Annotated in this window: 16 protein-coding genes; 4 read left to right on the forward strand and 12 right to left on the reverse strand. The window is 61.2% G+C overall.

The genetic code is table 11. From position 1 onward, the window contains the following. Positions 1 to 21: 21 nt before the first annotated feature. Together phoR and AAEZ10_RS06195 are read left to right on the forward strand one after the other, a co-directional pair. Positions 22 to 1,308 (forward strand): phosphate regulon sensor histidine kinase PhoR, encoded by a 1,287-nt coding sequence (gene phoR, locus AAEZ10_RS06190; protein WP_350568618.1) that lies wholly within the window; start codon positions 22 to 24, stop codon positions 1,306 to 1,308. Positions 1,309 to 1,431: 123 nt separating this feature from the next. Continuing rightward, a complete protein-coding gene (locus AAEZ10_RS06195; RefSeq protein ID WP_110644534.1) occupies positions 1,432 to 2,772 on the forward strand; it encodes a hemolysin family protein in 1,341 nt (446 codons plus the stop codon). Between the two features lie 172 nt (positions 2,773 to 2,944). Here AAEZ10_RS06195 and AAEZ10_RS06200 read toward each other — a convergent pair whose 3' ends face one another. From AAEZ10_RS06200 to AAEZ10_RS06235, 8 genes are all read right to left on the reverse strand, one after another. Continuing rightward, on the reverse strand, positions 2,945 to 3,841 hold the full coding sequence (locus AAEZ10_RS06200; RefSeq protein WP_151550901.1) for a peptidoglycan DD-metalloendopeptidase family protein: 897 nt from the start codon (positions 3,839 to 3,841) through the stop codon (positions 2,945 to 2,947). Between the two features lie 316 nt (positions 3,842 to 4,157). Then, a complete protein-coding gene (locus AAEZ10_RS06205) occupies positions 4,158 to 5,096 on the reverse strand; it encodes a response regulator (protein ID WP_039757306.1) in 939 nt (312 codons plus the stop codon). A gap of 189 nt (positions 5,097 to 5,285) precedes the next feature. Then, positions 5,286 to 6,047 carry a phosphate signaling complex protein PhoU gene (phoU, locus tag AAEZ10_RS06210; RefSeq protein WP_016772483.1) on the reverse strand — a complete coding sequence of 254 codons (762 nt, stop codon included), beginning with the start codon at positions 6,045 to 6,047 and terminating at the stop codon, positions 5,286 to 5,288. A 126-nt stretch (positions 6,048 to 6,173) separates the two neighbouring features. Further along, a complete protein-coding gene (gene pstB / locus AAEZ10_RS06215) occupies positions 6,174 to 7,007 on the reverse strand; it encodes a phosphate ABC transporter ATP-binding protein PstB (protein ID WP_350568430.1) in 834 nt (277 codons plus the stop codon). Between the two features lie 95 nt (positions 7,008 to 7,102). Then, a complete protein-coding gene (pstA, locus tag AAEZ10_RS06220) occupies positions 7,103 to 8,773 on the reverse strand; it encodes a phosphate ABC transporter permease PstA (protein WP_016772481.1) in 1,671 nt (556 codons plus the stop codon). A gap of 16 nt (positions 8,774 to 8,789) precedes the next feature. Beyond that, positions 8,790 to 11,075, reverse strand: a complete 2,286-nt coding sequence (locus tag AAEZ10_RS06225) for an ABC transporter permease subunit (protein WP_024014834.1) — start codon at positions 11,073 to 11,075, stop codon at positions 8,790 to 8,792. Positions 11,076 to 11,295: 220 nt separating this feature from the next. Next, on the reverse strand, positions 11,296 to 12,294 hold the full coding sequence (locus AAEZ10_RS06230) for a phosphate ABC transporter substrate-binding protein PstS (RefSeq protein WP_016772480.1): 999 nt from the start codon (positions 12,292 to 12,294) through the stop codon (positions 11,296 to 11,298). A 251-nt stretch (positions 12,295 to 12,545) separates the two neighbouring features. Beyond that, the gene (locus tag AAEZ10_RS06235) at positions 12,546 to 13,844 is read right to left on the reverse strand and encodes an MFS transporter (RefSeq protein ID WP_073470879.1); all 1,299 of its coding nucleotides are present in this window, start codon (positions 13,842 to 13,844) and stop codon (positions 12,546 to 12,548) included. Between the two features lie 377 nt (positions 13,845 to 14,221). Between AAEZ10_RS06235 and AAEZ10_RS06240 the strand changes: the two genes are divergently transcribed. Together AAEZ10_RS06240 and AAEZ10_RS06245 are read left to right on the forward strand one after the other, a co-directional pair. After that, entirely contained in the window at positions 14,222 to 14,626 is a 405-nt protein-coding gene (locus tag AAEZ10_RS06240; RefSeq protein WP_003229628.1) for an acyl-CoA thioesterase, read from the forward strand. Positions 14,627 to 14,683: 57 nt separating this feature from the next. After that, on the forward strand, positions 14,684 to 15,583 hold the full coding sequence (locus tag AAEZ10_RS06245; protein ID WP_350568437.1) for a D-hexose-6-phosphate mutarotase: 900 nt from the start codon (positions 14,684 to 14,686) through the stop codon (positions 15,581 to 15,583). A gap of 123 nt (positions 15,584 to 15,706) precedes the next feature. Here AAEZ10_RS06245 and AAEZ10_RS06250 read toward each other — a convergent pair whose 3' ends face one another. From AAEZ10_RS06250 to purE, 4 genes are all read right to left on the reverse strand, one after another. Continuing rightward, positions 15,707 to 16,243: a DUF3299 domain-containing protein gene (locus AAEZ10_RS06250; RefSeq protein ID WP_282387784.1), complete on the reverse strand. Its 537-nt coding sequence runs from the start codon at positions 16,241 to 16,243 to the stop codon at positions 15,707 to 15,709. Positions 16,244 to 16,336: 93 nt separating this feature from the next. Beyond that, a complete protein-coding gene (locus AAEZ10_RS06255; RefSeq protein WP_016772475.1) occupies positions 16,337 to 16,582 on the reverse strand; it encodes a GlsB/YeaQ/YmgE family stress response membrane protein in 246 nt (81 codons plus the stop codon). 111 nt (positions 16,583 to 16,693) lie between these two features. Beyond that, on the reverse strand, positions 16,694 to 17,776 hold the full coding sequence (locus tag AAEZ10_RS06260) for a 5-(carboxyamino)imidazole ribonucleotide synthase (RefSeq protein ID WP_073470876.1): 1,083 nt from the start codon (positions 17,774 to 17,776) through the stop codon (positions 16,694 to 16,696). Positions 17,777 to 17,786: 10 nt separating this feature from the next. Further along, positions 17,787 to 18,278 (reverse strand): 5-(carboxyamino)imidazole ribonucleotide mutase, encoded by a 492-nt coding sequence (gene purE, locus AAEZ10_RS06265; RefSeq protein ID WP_007954291.1) that lies wholly within the window; start codon positions 18,276 to 18,278, stop codon positions 17,787 to 17,789. Between the last annotated feature and the right edge of the window lie 296 nt (positions 18,279 to 18,574).

Below are 18,574 nucleotides of genomic sequence, written 5' to 3' on the forward strand. Positions count from 1 at the left end.
CATGGCACCCTGATTCGCCACATGCTGTTGCTGGTCACCGCCTGCCTGGTGATCGGCCTGATCACCGGCTATTACGGCTGGAGCCTCGCGGCGGGTCTGGGGCTTTATCTGGCCTGGACGCTCAAGCAATTGCTGCGTCTGCACGAATGGCTGCGCCAGCATCAACCCGACGAAGCGCCGCCCGATGGCTATGGCCTGTGGGGCGAGGTGTTCGACAGCATCTACCACCTGCAACGCCGCGACCAACGGGTGCGCGGACGTCTGCAAGCGGTGATCGACCGGGTGCAGGAATCCACCGCCGCGCTGAAAGACGCGGTCATCATGCTCGACAGCGACGGCAACCTCGAATGGTGGAACCGCGCCGCGGAAACCCTGCTCGGCCTGAAGACTCCGCAGGACAGCGGCCAACCGGTGACCAACCTGGTGCGCCATCCGCGCTTCAAGGAATACTTCGAGCAGGACAGCTTCGCCGAGCCATTGGAAATCCCTTCGCCGACCAACGATCGCGTGCGCATTCAGCTGTACCTGACCCGCTACGGCAACAATGAACACCTGATGCTGGTCCGCGACGTGACGCGCATTCATCAGCTGGAACAGATGCGCAAGGACTTCATCGCCAACGTCTCCCACGAACTGCGTACACCGTTGACGGTGATATGCGGCTATCTGGAAACCCTGCTCGACAATGTCGAGGAAGTGAACCCGCGCTGGAGCCGAGCCCTGCAACAGATGCAGCAACAGGGCGGGCGCATGCAGACACTGCTCAACGACCTGTTGCTGCTGGCCAAGCTGGAAGCCACCGACTATCCGTCGGACAACCAGCCAGTGCAGATCGACACACTGCTGCAATCGATCACCAGCGATGCGCAGCAGTTGTCCGGGGCGAAGAACCAGCGCATCAGCCTCGAGGCCAATGCCGGGGTGCTGCTCAAGGGCAGCGAGGCCGAGCTGCGCAGTGCGTTCTCCAATCTGGTGTTCAACGCGGTCAAGTACACCCCCGCCGAGGGCAACATCCGCATTCGCTGGTGGGGCGACGATCAGGGCGCGCACCTGAGCGTGCAGGATTCCGGCATCGGCATCGACAGCAAACACTTGCCGCGCCTGACTGAACGTTTCTACCGCGTCGATTCCAGCCGCAACTCCAACACCGGCGGCACCGGCCTCGGCCTGGCCATCGTCAAGCACGTGCTGCTGCGCCACCGCGCGCGCATGGAGATCAGCAGCGTGCCCGGCCACGGCAGCACGTTCACCTGCCATTTCGCCCCGGCCCAGGTGGCCAGCGCACGGCCGATCAGCGCCACCGAGTGATGCCGCCCGGCACACGCCACTAGGCAATCGCACGGTCAGCCGCTACATTGGCTGACTTGTGCCTGCCTTTCAGGCGCTGTTTCTCCCTACTTTCGAATCACACGGAACCCGCAAAACTCCATCATGGACCCTTCCCCTGGCTTGTCCCTCGCGACCATTTTTGCCGACTTCGGCATGATCCTTTTTGCTCTGATCCTGGTGTTGCTCAACGGCTTTTTCGTTGCGGCGGAATTCGCCATGGTCAAATTGCGCTCGACCCGGGTCGAGGCCATCGCTGAACAACACGGCTGGCGCGGGCACATCCTGCGCACCGTGCACAGTCAGCTCGATGCCTACCTGTCGGCGTGCCAGCTCGGCATCACCCTCGCCTCTCTCGGTCTGGGCTGGGTCGGTGAGCCGGCGTTCGCGCATATTCTCGAACCGCTGCTGAGCGCGGTCGGCGTCGAATCGCCCGAGATCATCAAAGGCGTGTCGTTCTTCACCGCGTTCTTCATCATTTCGTACCTGCACATCGTGGTCGGCGAGCTGGCGCCCAAGTCGTGGGCGATCCGCAAACCCGAGCTGTTGTCGCTGTGGACGGCGGTGCCGCTGTACCTGTTCTACTGGGCGATGTACCCGGCGATCTACCTGCTCAACGCCAGCGCCAACGCGATTCTGCGTATCGCCGGGCAAGGTGAACCCGGCCCGCACCATGAACACCATTACAGCCGCGAAGAACTGAAACTGATCCTGCACTCCAGCCGTGGCCAGGATCCGAGCGATCAGGGCATGCGCGTATTGGCCTCGGCCGTGGAAATGGGCGAGCTGGAAGTGGTCGACTGGGCCAACTCCCGCGAAGACCTGATCACCCTCGAATTCAACGCGCCGCTGAAGGAAATCCTGGCGATGTTCCGTCGCCACAAGTTCAGCCGTTATCCGGTGTACGACAGCGAGCGCCAGGAGTTCGTCGGCCTGCTGCACATCAAGGATCTGCTGCTGGAACTGGCCGCGCTGGACCACATTCCCGAGTCGTTCAACCTGGCCGAGCTGACCCGCCCGCTGGAGCGCGTATCGCGGCACATGCCGCTGTCGCAGCTGCTGGAGCAGTTCCGCAAGGGTGGCTCGCACTTCGCCGTGGTCGAGGAGGCTGACGGCAACATCATCGGCTACCTGACCATGGAAGACGTGCTGGAAGTGCTGGTCGGCGACATTCAGGACGAACACCGCAAGGCAGAGCGCGGCATCCTCGCCTATCAGCCGGGCAAGTTGCTGGTGCGTGGCGATACGCCGTTGTTCAAGGTCGAGCGCCTGCTCGGCATCGATCTCGATCACATCGAAGCGGAAACCCTCGCCGGGCTGGTTTACGAAACCCTGAAACGGGTGCCGGAAGAGGAAGAAGTGCTGGAAGTCGAAGGCCTGCGCATCATAATCAAGAAGATGAAAGGGCCGAAGATTGTCCTGGCCAAGGTGTTGATGCTCGATTGATGGGAGTTTGGGGGGCTCTTGTGGCGAGGGGATTTATCCCCGTTGGACGGCGCAGCCGTCCCAAAACCATTGAATGCAGTCAGTTAGTACAGAGTTGCAATATTTGGGGCCGCTTCGCGGCCCAACGGGGATAAATCCCCTCGCCACAAAAACCCTCAACACCCTATCGCGCCTACTGCTTGCCCAACGCAAAGTTGGGCAACGCCCCCATCGGCTGGTTGAACTGGTAGGGAATCGACACCAGTCCTTCGCCGGTATTGCGCTGCACCACGAAGTGCAGGTGCGGGCCACTGCTGTTGCCGGTGTTGCCCGACAGCGCCAGCGGGCTGCCGACCTTGACCCGCTGGCCTTCGCGCACGCTCACCGAACCCTGTTTCAAATGCAGGTACACGCCCATGGTGCCGTCGTCGTGCAGCACTCGGACGAAATTGCCGGAGGCATCGGTACCGCGCCCGCTCTGGGAGTTCTCGGTCTTGACTACCACACCCGCTCGCGCGGCGATGATCGGCGTGCCCACCGGCATGGCAATGTCCATGGCGTAGCGGTTTTTCGGCCCGTAGTGGCTGTATTGGCCGTTGGCTCCCTGGCTCAGGCGAAACGGCCCGCCACGCCAGGGCAGCGGATAGCGATAGCTCTGCGCGGTGCCTGCGGGGTCGCCCAGCGAATACTGGAACTGCGGCGAATACACCAGCGGCTGGTCACGACTGATCGCCGTCAGCAGCGCCAGCCGCGTGTTGCTGCGCGGTGGCAGCACACGACGGATCGCTCGCGACGGCGCGCCACGCACATTGCTCGTGCCGATGAAGGCCAGGGCAACCTCGACCGGCGCGTACAGATCGTTGCGCGCAAATACCACATCAACGCCCTTCTGCTTCTTGATGTCCAGGTACACCTGGCGGTCGAGGCGCTCGACCATGCGGTCCTGAAACACGAACACTTTCGCGCCTTTGCTCGGGCGGTCACTGTACGAGACCACGCCGTTGGCGTCGGTGGATTTGTAGATGGTCATGGCCATCGCCAGCTGGGAGGCCAGGCAGAGACCGCAGAAAAACAGCAGGCGCGCGAGCATGGGCAAAAGTCTGTCGAAGGAAGGCCTGGGAATCAGCCTAGCAGCTGAGACAGACCAGGCTAGTCGACAGATGTTTCAAATGATCGTCCCCACGCTCTGCGTGGGGATGCAGCCCGGGACGCTCTGCGTCCCCTGCACAGAGGACGCGGAGCGTCCGGTTGAGGCATTCCTTTGCTGCGCGTGGGAACGATCAGAGCACCGGAGACAAGTGGTGTTTCGGCTGGCCCCTTCGCGAGCAGGCTCGCTCCCACATTTGGAATGCGTTCCAGGGTGGGAGCGAGCCTGCTCGCGAAGGCGGCCTATCAGGCGACGAAGCTTACGCGCCCGGTACGAAATGCTTCTGCGCCGTGCCACGGGCGATCAGGCGCGAGATGTAGTCGAGCTTCTGCGCATCCTGGTCGACAAAGCGGAAGGTCAGTTGCAGCCAGTCGCTGTCAGCTTTCTGCTCGTGGGCGACGATGGCGTGCAGGTAACCGTTGAGGCGCGCGATCTCGGCGTTGTCACCCTGCTCCAGATCGAGCACGGCGCTGTCGAGGATCTGCGGCAGGGTTTCAGTGCGCTTCACTACCAGCAGCGCTTCCTTGATGCTCAGGGCCTTGATCACGCATTGCTGAGTACCGCTCGGCAGGCGCAACTGGCCCTGACCACGACCGCCGACCGGCGCCTTGGATGCACCGGGCGCCTGAACTGGCGGGCTGTTGAGCAAACCGCGCGACGGTGCAGCGGCTGGAGCGGGTGCAGCAGCGGCAGCGGCAGGCCTGGCCGCAGCGCCGCCGACCACGGCCGGCTTGCCGCCGGTCAGTGCGCTCAGGGAATCGTTGCCGAATGCCGAATTCATCTTGGTCGGCGCGCTGTTCATCAAGGTGTCGAGCTTGCCGACCTTGTTCAGTGCTTGCTTGACCTTGGTCAGCAGCTGCTCGTTGGTGAACGGCTTGCTGACGTAACCGGATACGCCGGCCTGAATCGCCTGCACGACGTTTTCCTTGTCGCCACGGCTGGTGACCATGACGAACGGCATGGTCTTGAGGTTGTCCTGCTCGCGGCACCAGGTCAGCAGTTCGAGGCCGGACATTTCCGGCATTTCCCAGTCACACAGCACCAGGTCGAAAGCCTCTTTGGCCAGCATCGCCTGGGCCTTTTTGCCGTTGATGGCGTCCTCGGTGCGGATCCCCGGGAAGTAATTACGCAGGCACTTTTTCACCAGGTCACGAATGAACGAAGCATCGTCCACGACCAACACACTGATCTTGCTCATCCAACACCCCTATTAAAATCCCGGCAAGCATAACGCTGGCTGATGGCACATTGCCAAAACTCTTCAGTCACGCCGGGACTTTTCGTTCGCGGGTGCTGCTTTTTAATTCGCTTTCCAATCCGTATCTGCCTTCGAAAAGCAGAAACAAAAACGCCCGGCCAGAGGGCCGGGCGCTTTTCTCAGGCAATCTTACTTATCGTCAGCTTCGCCCGGAACATTAGCGGTTTCAGCGCTTGTGCCTTCAACTTCTTCTTTCATGCGCTTGAGGCCCATGTGGCGCACGTCGGTGCCGCGCACCAGGTAGATCACCAGTTCAGAGATGTTGCGCGCATGATCGCCGATGCGCTCCAGCGAACGCAGGACCCAGATGATGCTCAGCACCCGCGAGATAGAGCGCGGGTCTTCCATCATGTAGGTGGCCAGCTCACGCAAAGCGGTTTTGTATTCGCGGTCGATGATCTTGTCGTACTGCGCCACCGACAAGGCCAGATCGGCGTCGAAACGGGCGAAAGCGTCCAGCGCATCACGCACCATGTTGCGCACCTGGTCGCCAATGTGACGAACCTCGACGTAACCGCGCGGCGCTTCGCCTTCTTCGCACAACTGAATGGCACGACGGGCGATCTTGGTCGCTTCGTCGCCGATACGCTCAAGGTCGATTACCGACTTGGAAATGCTGATGATCAAGCGCAGGTCGGAGGCTGCCGGCTGACGACGGGCGAGAATGCGCAGGCATTCTTCGTCGATGTTGCGTTCCATCTGGTTGATCTGGTCGTCGATCTCACGCACCTGCTGAGCCAGGCCGGAATCGGCCTCGATCAGCGCCGTGACCGCGTCGTTGACCTGCTTCTCGACCAGCCCGCCCATGGCAAGGAGGTGGCTGCGCACTTCCTCCAGTTCAGCGTTGAACTGCGCGGAAATGTGATGGGTAAGGCCTTCTTTGGAAATCATTGTTCGCTCCGCGAAAGTTGCAAGCTTCAAGCTGCAAGCTTCAAGCAGTTATGTGTAAGTCCTGATATCGCACCAATTCTTTCTTGCCGCTTGAAGCTTGAAGCTTGCGGCTTGCAGCTGCCCCAATCAGCCATAGCGACCGGTGATGTAGTCTTCGGTCTGCTTCTTCGCCGGATTGGTGAACAGGGTATCGGTGTCGCCGAATTCCACCAGTTTGCCCATGTACATGAACGCGGTGTAGTCGGACACCCGTGCCGCCTGTTGCATGTTATGGGTAACGATGACGATGGTGAACTTGGACTTCAGCTCGTAGATCAGCTCTTCGACTTTCAGCGTCGAGATCGGGTCGAGAGCGGAGCACGGTTCGTCGAGCAGCAACACTTCCGGCTCAACCGCGATGGTGCGCGCGATCACCAGACGCTGTTGCTGACCGCCGGACAGACCGAGGGCCGAGTCGTGCAGGCGGTCTTTGACCTCGTCCCACAATGCCGCGCCTTTCAACGCCCACTCAACGGCTTCGTCGAGGATGCGCTTCTTGTTGATGCCCTGGATGCGCAGGCCATAGACCACGTTTTCGTAAATGGTCTTCGGGAACGGGTTGGGCTTCTGGAACACCATGCCGACGCGTCGACGCAGCTCGGCCACGTCTTCGCCCTTGCGATAGATGTTGTTGCCGTACAGGTTGATCGCGCCCTCGACACGGCAGCCGTCGACCAGATCGTTCATCCGGTTGAAGGTACGCAGCAGCGTCGACTTACCGCAGCCCGACGGGCCGATGAACGCAGTCACGCGCTGTTTCGGGATGTTCATGCTGACGTCGAACAGGGCCTGCTTCTCGCCGTAGTACAGGCTCAGGCCCGGCACTTCGATGGCAACGGTTTCCTGCGCCAGGTCCAGGCTCTGCTTGTCGCGGCCCAGGGCAGACATGTTGATGCCGTGGCTGTATGTTTCGTGCTGCATGGGGTTCTCACTCCGTTCGTAGCTGCAAGCTTCTGGCTGCAAGCTGCAAGTTTGAGCAAAAGCGGCTTGTAGCTTGCCGCTTGTGGCTAAGGGCTTTAGCTATCCAGTGCTTTGTATTTTTCGCGCAGGTGGTTGCGGATATACACCGCCGACAGGTTCAGCGTCGCGATCACCAGCACCAGCAGCAGCGCGGTGGCGTACACCAGCGGGCGGGCTGCTTCGACGTTGGGGCTCTGGAAGCCGACGTCATAAATGTGGAAGCCCAAGTGCATGATCTTCTGGTCCAGGTGCAGGTACGGGTAGTTGCCGTCCACCGGCAGCGACGGCGCCAGTTTCACCACACCCACCAGCATCAGCGGCGCCACTTCACCGGCGGCACGGGCCACGGCGAGGATCATCCCGGTCATCATGGCCGGGCTGGCCATCGGGATAACGATTTTCCACAGCGTTTCCGCTTTGGTCGCGCCGAGGGCCAGCGAACCTTCACGCACAGTGCGGGGAATCCGCGCCAGACCTTCTTCGGTCGCCACAATCACCACCGGCACGGCCAGCAGCGCGAGGGTCAGCGAAGCCCAGAGCAGGCCCGGCGTACCGAATGTCGGCGCCGGCAGAGCTTCAGGGAAGAACAAGCGGTCGACCGAGCCACCCAGCACGTAGACGAAGAAGCCCAGACCGAACACGCCGTAAACGATCGCCGGTACGCCGGCGAGGTTGTTCACCGCAATGCGAATGACCCGGGTCAGGGTGTTCTGCTTGGCGTATTCGCGCAGGTACACCGCTGCCAGCACGCCGAACGGGGTGACGATCATCGCCATGATCAGGGTCATCATCACGGTGCCGAAAATCGCCGGGAAGATCCCGCCTTCGGTGTTCGCTTCACGCGGGTCGTCGGAGAGGAATTCCCAGATCTTGCTGAAGTAGAAACCAACCTTGGTCAAGGTGCTCATGCCGTTTGGCTGGTAGGCATGCACGACTTTGCCCAGACCGATTTCGATTTCCTTGCCGTTGGCGTCACGGGCGGTCAAGGCGTCGCGGTTGAACTGTGCATGCAAATCAGACAGACGTGCTTCGATGTCTTTGTAGCGCGCGTCCAGCTCGGCGCGCTCGGACTCCATGTCCGCTTGTGCGGTGGCGTCGAGTTTGCCTTCCAGCTCGAGCTTGCGCCCATGCAGTCGGATGCGTTCAAGACCGGCGTTGATTGCGCCGATGTCGGTTTTTTCCAGCGTCTTCAGTTGAGCCGCGAGATCGTTCACCCGATCGATGCGCGCTTGCAGCTCAGGCCATGCGGCCTCGCCCTCGGCGATGACCTTGCCATCCTGTTTGACGTTGACCAGATAGCCGTAGAAGTTGCCCCACTCGCGACGCTCGATCGCCATCAATTCTGGCGGTGTGGTCTGCTTGGTCAGCCACTCGCCGACGATCCACGTGAAGTCGTTGCCGTTCAGGTCACGGTTGCCGACCTTGATCAGCTCGCGGGTCATGAATTCCGGACCTTCGTCAGGCACCGGCAGGCCGGCGCTCTTCAGACGCGCGCGCGGCACTTCTTCTTTTTGCACCACTTCGCCGATCACCAGGTGATTGGCCTGGCCCGGTACGTCGTAATGGGCGTGGATCAGGTCCGCCGGCCAGAAGTGACCGAGACCGCGCACGGCAATCACCGCCAACAGGCCAATGGTCATGATGACCGCGATGGACACCGCGCCACCGCTGATCCAGACGCCCGGGGCGCCGCTCTTGAACCATCCTTTCAGGGAGTTCTGTTTCACAGACTTCTACCTTTGCTTAAAGCGACGAGTATTTCTTGCGCAGACGCTGACGAATCAGTTCTGCCAGGGTGTTCATGACGAAGGTGAACAACAGCAGCACCAGCGCCGAGAGGAACAGCACGCGGTAGTGGCTGCCGCCGACTTCCGACTCGGGCATTTCCACCGCGACGTTGGCGGCCAGGGTGCGCAGGCCTTCGAACAGGTTCATCTCCATGACCGGGGTGTTGCCGGTGGCCATCAGCACGATCATGGTTTCGCCGACCGCACGGCCCATGCCGATCATCAGCGCCGAAAAAATCCCCGGGCTGGCGGTCAGGATCACCACGCGGGTCATGGTCTGCCATGGCGTGGCACCGAGGGCCAGCGAACCCAGGGTCAGACCGCGCGGCACGCTGAACACGGCGTCTTCGGCGATCGAGTAGATGTTCGGGATCACCGCGAAGCCCATGGCCAGACCGACCACCAGAGCGTTGCGCTGGTCGTAGGTGATGCCCAGGTCGTGGGAGATCCACATGCGCATGTCGCCACCGAAGAACCAGTTCTCCATGAACGGACTCATGTACAGCGACAGCCAGCCCACAAACAGGATCACCGGAATCAGCAGCGCACTTTCCCAACCGTCCGGGACTTTCAGGCGGATCGATTCAGGCAGGCGACTGAAGGTGAAACCGGCGACCAGAATGCCGATCGGCAGCAACATCAGCAGGCTGAAAATGCCCGGCAGATGGCCTTCTACGTACGGCGCGAGGAACAGGCCGGCGAAGAAACCGAGGATCACCGTCGGCATCGCTTCCATCAGTTCGATCACCGGTTTGACCTTGCGGCGCATGCCCGGGGCCATGAAGTACGCGGTGTAGATCGCCGCGGCGACGGCCAGTGGCGCGGCCAGCAGCATGGCGTAGAACGCGGCTTTCAGGGTGCCGAAAGTCAGCGGGGAGAGGCTCAGTTTCGGTTCGAAATCGGTGTTGGCCGCGGTCGATTGCCAGACGTACTTAGGCTCGTCGTAGTTCTCGTACCAGACCTTGCTCCACAGCGCGCTCCACGATACTTCCGGGTGCGGATTGTCGAGCAGCAACGGCTGCAGCTTGCCGCCGGCTTCGACGATCACCCGGTTGGCGCGCGGCGACAGACCGAACAGGCCCTGGCCTTCAACCACCTGATCGACCAGCAACGTGCGGTGTGCGGTGCTGTGGAACACGCCGAGCTTGCCGCTGGCATCAAGGGCGAGGAAGCCTTTGCGGCGCTCTTCGGCAGCGATTTCAACGATCGGCGTGGTGCCCATCTGGAAGGTGCGGATCTGCTTCAGACGCTGCTCGCCATCGGTATCGCGGGCCATGAACCACTGGGCCAGACCGCCCTTGGAATCGCCGACGATCAGCGAGATACCGCCGACCAGCTGCGCGGTAGCGGTGACTTGGGCGTCAGCGTTTTCCAGCAGTTTGTAGCGCCCGTTGAGGCTCTTGTCGCGCAGGCTGAACACGTCGGCCTGGGCACGACCGTTGACCACGTACAGCCACTGCTGGCGCGGGTCGACGAAGATGTTTTTCACCGGCTCAGTCATCTGCGGCAGATCGATGCGCGTCTGCTCGTTGGTGACTTCGCCGGTCATCATGTTTTCTTCGCTGGTCAGCGACAGCACGTTGAGTTGCGAGCCAGTGGAGCCGACCAGCATCAGCGTCGAGTCGGTGGCATTGAGGCTGACATGCTCCAGCGCGCCGCCGCTTTCGTTCAGCGCGATCGGTGCTTCGCCATAGGGATATTCGATGGCCGGGCTGATGGTTTTCTTGCCATCGGGGTAGCTGACTTTATAGGTATGACGGAACACCAGCGCCTGACCGTTGGACAGCCCCACGGCCACCAGCGGATGACCCGGCTGGTCTTCGCCAATAGATGTCACGGTAGCGCCCGCAGGCAGCGGCAGATCGACACGCCTCAATTCAGCGCCACTGTCGAGATCGAAGAACAGCGCCTGGCCCTTGTCGGATACACGCATGGCCACCTGATTCTGCTCTTCGAGCGAGATCATCAGCGGCTTGCCGGCGTCCTGCATCCAGGCCGGGGTGATCGAGTCTTTCGCGGTCAGGTCGGCGCCTTGAAACAGTGGCGCAACGACGTAGGCGAGGAAGAAGAAGATCAGGGTGATGGCCGCGAGCACCGCCAGGCCGCCGACGAGGACGTACCAACGGGTGAAGCGATCCTTGAGCGCGCGGATGCGGCGTTTGCGTTGCAGCTCAGGCGTATTGAAATCAATGCGCTTGGGAGGGGAAGACGTAGTCATTGGGGAATTGGCCAGATCATTCATGCGCACACCCTAGCGATCCTGTATGACAGAAAGATGACAGTGCAGTGACGCAGCAAATCCGCCAGCCGGAAGTCCGGCAGCGGAGTCGAAAATTTGGTGGTTGCAGGAGCGCGTCTGCTCGCCAAGGCGTCGGGTCAGTCACATCGATAGAGCATGTGACCACCCCTTCGCGAGCAGGCTCGCTCCCACAGGAGTCCGGCTTCAGGCCGGCCTCAGGGTGTTACTTCTTGGCGACAGCGCCGCCTTCCTGCAGACCGAGGTCAGCCAGTGCCTTGGCAGCAACCTTGGCTGGCAGCGGGATGTAGCCGTCTTTCACTACCACTTCCTGGCCCTGCTTCGACAGCACCAGTTTCACGAACTCGGCTTCCAGCGGGGCCAAAGGCTTGTTCGGGGCTTTGTTGACGTAAACGTAGAGGAAGCGCGACAGCGGATACTTGCCGTTCAGGGCGTTTTCTTCGGTGTCTTCGATGAACTCGCCGCCTTCTTTCTTGGCCAGGGCGACGGTTTTCACGCTGGCGGTCTTGTAGCCGATGCCCGAGTAGCCGACGCCGTTAAGCGAGCTGCTGATCGACTGCACCACCGACGCCGAACCTGGTTGTTCGTTGACGTTAGGCTTGTAGTCGCCTTTGCACAGGGCTTCTTCCTTGAAGTAGCCGTAGGTGCCGGACACCGAGTTACGACCGAACAGCTGGACTGGCTTGTTGGCCAGGTCACCGGTCACGCCCAGGTCGCCCCAGGTCTTGACGTCAGCTTTGGCACCGCACAGACGCGTCGAGGAGAAGATCGCATCGACTTGAGCCATGGTCAGGTGCTTGATCGGGTTGTCCTTGTGCACGAACACCGCCAGGGCATCCACGGCAACCGGGATTGCCGTCGGCTTGTAGCCGTACTTCTGTTCGAAAGCCTGCAGCTCGTTGTCCTTCATCTTGCGGCTCATCGGGCCCAGGTTGGCGGTGCCTTCGGTGAGTGCAGGTGGCGCGGTGGAAGAACCGGCAGCCTGAATCTGGATGTTGACGTTCGGGTATTCTTTTTTGTAGTTCTCGGCCCACAGGGTCATGAGGTTGGCCAGGGTATCGGAACCGACGCTGGACAGGTTGCCCGACACACCAGTGGTCTTGGTGTAGCTCGGGATAGCAGGGTCAACAGCGGCGAACGCGTTGGCAGTCGCAACGCCAGCAGCGACAAAAGTCATTGCCGCCATCAAACGCTTCAGTTTCATGCCTTACTCCTAGCAGATAGGGTGTGTTAAGTCGGGGCCAAGTATCAGCAGGCCATGTGAACACTCTATGGCTGAAATATGACAATTGGATGAAAGGCCAGCATCGGGTTTTGCTGGATGAACAGATCGTTCCCACGCTCTGCGTGGGAACGCCGCCATGGACGCTCTGCGTCCGCATTTGAGACGTGACGCGGAGCGTCACAGGATGCATTCCCACGCGGAGCGTGGGAACGATCAGGCGGGAGAGAAAATCAACGCCCCTTCTTCCACAGCCACGCACCTACCACAATCCCCATCCCGCACAGCACCGCTACATAGTAAGCAGGCCCCATCGCGCTTTCTTTCAGCAGCAGGCTCACCACCATCGGCGTCAAGCCACCAAAGATCGCGTAAGCGACGTTGTACGAGAACGACAAGCCACTGAAGCGAACCACCGGCGGGAATGCTTTGACCATCACGTACGGCACCGCGCCGATGGTGCCGACCAGCAAACCGGTCAGTGCGTACAGGGGGAACAGCCAGTCCGGGTGGTCGGCGAGGCTGTGGTAGAAGGTCCAGGAGCTGATCAGCAGACCGAGGCAGCCAAAGACGAAGACGCGACCGGCGCCGAAGCGATCGGCCAGCGCGCCGGCGCCAATGCAGCCGAGGCTGAGGAAGACGATGGCCAGGCTGTTGGCCTGCAGGGCCGTGGTCGGCGAGAAGTGGTAGACCGTTTGCAGCACGGTCGGGGTCATCAGGATCACTACGACGACGCCGGCCGACAGCAGCCAGGTCAGCAGCATCGAAATGGCGATGGCGCCGCGATGATCACGCAGCACCGCGCGCAACGGCACTTCTTCGGCCAGTGCCTTGCGCAATTGCAGTTCGGCGAACACCGGAGTTTCGTGCAGCCAGCGGCGCAGGTACACAGAGAACAGGCCGAACACGCCGCCGAGCAGGAACGGGATCCGCCAGGCGTAATCCGACACTTCGGCTGGCGTATAAATGCTGTTGATCGCCGTGGCGACCAGCGAGCCGAGGAGGATGCCGGCAGTCAAACCGCTGGTGAGAGTGCCGCAGGCATAACCGATGTGCTTTTGCGGTACGTGTTCGGAAACGAAGACCCACGCCCCCGGCACCTCACCGCCAATCGCCGCACCCTGGATCACCCGCATCAGCAGCAACAGGATCGGCGCCCAGATGCCGATCTGCGCGTAGGTCGGCAGCAGGCCCATGATCAGCGTCGGCACGGCCATCATGAAAATGCTCAGAGTGAACATCTTCTTGCGCCCCAGCAGGTCACCGAAGTGCGCCATGACGATGCCGCCCAAAGGACGCGCCAGATAGCCGGCGGCGAAGATGCCGAAGGTCTGCATCAAGCGCAGCCACTCGGGCATGTCGGCCGGGAAAAACAGCTTGCCGACGACGGTGGCGAAGAAAACGAAGATGATGAAATCGTAGAACTCCAGCGCCCCGCCGAGGGCGGACAGCGACAGAGTCTTGTAGTCATTGCGGGTCAACGGTCGTGCGGGTTGCTCGGGCTGCGCGAGGCTCGAAGGCGCTGTGGTCATGGCAAGGGCTTCTCTTATAGTCGAATCTGTCGCCACAACAACGCTGGCGGTGGCTCGGACAGGTTCGGCACCATAGCAAATTGTTCGAAAAAGCACATAGAGGCGCGTAATTGACGGTCGAAATCAGAACCGGGTGGTCGTCGCGGGGTCTATCGACCGATATACTCGCCACCTGCGCAGGATTTGTAAGAGGTTGCTGTGCGAAAACGTTGTTGGCCCGTCCTTTGCTCGGGATTTAGCCTTTTTCGCAGAGTTTCCCTTTAGGCGCCTGATGGAAAACGTGACGAACGCAGTGTGTTCGGTGTTGAATCGTTTTTCTTGAAGACGGCTACCACCCGCAATACCCACGAAGAGTCACGGGTCAGAGGCCCCTCGGCATGATAGAGCTCGAACAAGAAGATCCGATCCCACAGGGCGACCTGGCCCTGCAAATCACCGCACTCCCGCGCGAAACCAACGGCTTTGGCGATATTTTCGGCGGCTGGCTGGTCGCGCAGATGGATCTGGCCGGCACTGCCATGGCCAGCCGGGTGGCCGGTGGCCGCGTTGCCACTGTCGCCATCGACCGCATGGCGTTCCTCGTCCCGGTCGCGGTCGGCGCGCAGTTGTCCTTTTATACCCAGACCCTGGAAATCGGCCGCAGCTCGATCCAGATGATGGTCGAAGTGTGGAGCGATGACCCACTGTCCAGCGAATGGCGCAAGGTCACCGAAGCGGTTTTCGTTTTCGTCGCCATCGACGGCAGCGGTCGCACCCGTTCGGTGCCGCCACGCGCGCGTTAAACCTCGCGGCCGTTTTGCGGTCGATAGTCGTCCCCAGTGTCTGATCGAGAGTTGCCCATGAACACGCCCAACGTTGAAGCCGTGAAACAGGATGAACTGAACTGCTGGCGCATCCGCCACGGCAAGGCCGAAGTGCTGGTGGCCCAGCAAGGCGCGCACATCCTCAGTTATCAGATCGACGGCCAGCCGCCGATCATCTGGCTCAACGACAAGGCCGAGTTCAAGACCGGCAAAAGCATCCGCGCCGGCGTGCCGGTGTGCTGGCCGTGGTTCGGCAAATTCGAACGCAACCCGAGCAGCGTGCAGGCCATGTACACCGGCGCGCAACCGGCCCCCGCGCACGGTCTGGTGCGGGCGATGGACTGGGAATTGGGCAACATCGAATCAGAGGCTGACGGCATCAAGGTCGAGTTCAAGCTGCCCTACCCGGAAGGTGGCCTGCCGGGCTGGCCCCACGAAGTCGATCTGACCCTGACCCTGCATCTGGCGGATCAACTGCATTACAGCCTGACCAGCCATAACCGTGGTACTGACAGCGTCACGCTGAGTCAGGCGCTGCACACCTATTTCGCCGTGAGTGACGTGCGTAATGTGCATGTCGACGGTGTGGCCGGGCTCAACTACATCGAGACCCTGGATGACTGGAACACGGCCAGCCAGAGCGGCGATCTGCATTTCGCCGGCGAGACCGACCGCATCTACCTTGACGTTCCGCCGCAATTGAGCATCGTTGATCCGAGCTGGGAACGACGCATTGTGCTGACCTCCACCGGCTCACGCACGGCGGTGATCTGGAACCCATGGATCGACCGCGCCGCCGCCCTGCCGGACATGGACAACGATGGCTGGCAGCGCATGCTGTGCATCGAAACGGCGAACGTGATGGATGATCTGGTGACCCTGGCGCCGGGGGCGAGCCATACCATGGGTGTCAGCGTGGCCAGCAAACCGCTCTAAGCAACACCCGATAAAACTGTGGGAGCGAGCTTGCTCGCGAAAGCGTCGTATCAGTCAACATCAATGTGACTGAGAGACAGCATTCGCGAGCAAGCTCGCTCCCACAGTTGTTTTGTATCGGCCCTACAGATCAGATTCCTGCACCACCCGCACTTTCTCCGCCTCCAGCGCATACGCCGCATCAGCGAGGTCATTGCTGACCTTCTCGATTTTCAGCGTGCCGGTCACCCACAGCGGTGTGTAGATGTCCTCCAGCTTCAACCCTTTCGGATACCGCACCAGCACCAGTTGATTCGGCGGTGGTGGCGGTACGTGGATGCAGGCGCCCGGATACGGCACGAGGAAGAACAACGTGCTGCGGCCCTTGGCATCGGACTCCAGCGGCACCGGGTAACCACCGATGCGGATGTGCTTGTCGTTCATCGACGCCACGGTTTTCGTCGAATACATCACCGCTGGCAGACCTTTGGCCTGCTTCATCCCGCCTTTCTCGGTGAAGGTGCCGGTGGCTTCGGGGGTGTTGTGGTCGATTTCCGGCATGGCCTCGAGGGCCTTTTGATCCGACTTGGGCATCAGTTCCAGCCAGTCGGTTTCCGGCAGTTCGCCGGCGTGGGCGAGATAGCTGCCCAGCAAGAGGAGAGTCAACAGAAGACGGCGCATGAAGGTGCTCGGCAGGCAAAGGAATGGACGGTGAGTCGCCGCGCATTCTAGCCCTCCCGGCCGCGCGGGCCGAGAGGGCTTGGTCGCTTTCGATCAGTTCTTTTTGATCAGACCGTAGATCACCAGCAACACGACAGCGCCGACCAGTGCGCCGAGGAAACCCGCGCCCTCGCCCGCCTGATAGATGCCCAGAGCCTGGCCGCCGTAGGTGGCTGCCAGCGAACCGCCGATACCGAGCAGGATGGTCATGATCCAACCCATGCTGTCATCGCCCGGTTTCAGGAACCGAGCCAGCAGGCCGACGATCAAGCCGATAAAGATGGTTCCGATAATTCCCATGGCATTTCCCTCTGATTTGGTAGATATGCCAAAGCCTAGACAGACTTTGGCATCCTGCCATGAGAGAACGGCGGCCCCTGAATGGTTCCGCCGCGGCCACATGAAACTGGTTTACTCGGCGATCAGCGCTTGGACCTTGATGATCTGCGCCTGCAGCGTGGCCATGTCGGCGCAGCGCAGGTTGGCGTGGCCGACCTTGCGTCCGGCCTTGAAAGCTTTGCCGTAGTGATGCAGATGGCAGTCTTCGATGGCGATGACTTTCTCCACCGGCGGCACTACGCCGATGAAGTTGAGCATCGCGCTCTCGCCGACCTTGGCGGTCGAACCCAGCGGCAGGCCGGCCACGGCACGCAGGTGGTTTTCGAACTGGCTGCACTCGGCACCTTCGGTGGTCCAGTGCCCGGAGTTGTGCACGCGCGGGGCGATTTCGTTGGCTTTCAGGCCACCGTCGACTTCGAAGAACTCGAAAGCCATCACGCCGACGTAGTCGAGGTGCTTGAGCACACGGCTGGAATAATCTTCCGCCAGCGCCTGCAACGGGTGATCGGTGCTGGCCACCGACAGCTTGAGGATGCCGCTGTCGTGGGTGTTGTGCACCAGTGGATAGAACTTCGTTTCGCCATCGCGGGCACGCACGGCGATCAGCGACACTTCGCCGGTGAATGGCACGAAGCCTTCCAGCAGGCAGGCAACGCTGCCCAGTTCGGCGAACGTACCGGCAACATCTTCCGGCTTGCGCAGGACTTTCTGGCCCTTGCCGTCATAACCCAGGGTGCGGGTTTTCAGCACGGCCGGCAGACCGATCGAAGCGACGGCGGCGTCCAGGTCGGCTTGCGACTGGATGTCGGCGAAGGCCGGGGTCGGAATGCCGAGGTCCTTGAACATGCTCTTTTCGAACCAGCGATCACGAGCGATGCGCAGGGCTTCGGCGCTCGGGTAGACCGGCACGAATTGCGAGAGAAATGCCACGGTTTCGGCCGGGACGCTTTCGAATTCGAAGGTCACCAGATCGACTTCATCGGCCAGTTGGCGCAGATGATCCTGATCGCCGTAATCGGCCCGCAGGTGTTCGCCCAGCGCGGCCGCACAAGCGTCCGGCGCAGGGTCGAGAAAAGCGAAGTTCATGCCCAGCGGAGTGCCCGCCAGGGCCAACATGCGACCCAACTGGCCGCCACCGATTACACCGATCTTCATCTCAACAACCTCAGGCAATACGTGGGTCTGGATTGTCCAGGACGCTGTCTGTCTGCTCGGCACGGAAGGTTTTCAGTACCGCGTGAAATTGCGGGTGCTTGGCGCCGAGGATGCTCGCCGAGAGCAGGGCGGCGTTGATTGCGCCAGCCTTGCCGATGGCCAGGGTGGCAACCGGAATGCCGGCCGGCATCTGCACGATCGACAGCAGCGAATCGACGCCCGAGAGCATGGCCGACTGCACCGGCACGCCCAGCACCGGCAGGTGGGTCTTGGCCGCACACATGCCTGGCAAGTGGGCGGCGCCACCGGCACCGGCGATGATTACCTCGATGCCGCGGCCTTCAGCCTCTTCGGCGTACTGGAACAGCAGATCCGGGGTGCGGTGGGCGGAAACCACCTTGACCTCGTACGGGATGCCGAGCTTTTCCAGCATATCGGCGGTGTGGCTAAGGGTGGACCAATCGGACTTGGAGCCCATGATCACGCCAACCAGTGCACTCATCGTCGCGCCTCTTCTCTCTGGAGCGCCCGCGGGCGCGTCATAAAACAACAAGCCACGCAGGTTGCGTGGCTTGATTGTACGAAAAATGGCCGGACGTGCCGGCCGAAGGCCGCGCAGTATACCGCAAAGAAAGCAATAAACAGCCCCCGAAACGACCATCTGTCAAATGAGCGAAAGGCCCGGTTTTATTGACCTTGAGGTCAGCGAAAGAACAGCGCAAAAATCCCCCTGTGGGAGCGAGCCTGCTCGCGAAAGCGTTGTGTCAGACGATACCTCAGGGCCTGACACTGCGCATT

The organism is Pseudomonas sp. H26/SER47-MNA-CIBAN-0231 (genome assembly GCF_040310465.1).
Lineage (GTDB): Bacteria > Pseudomonadota > Gammaproteobacteria > Pseudomonadales > Pseudomonadaceae > Aquipseudomonas > Aquipseudomonas atacamensis.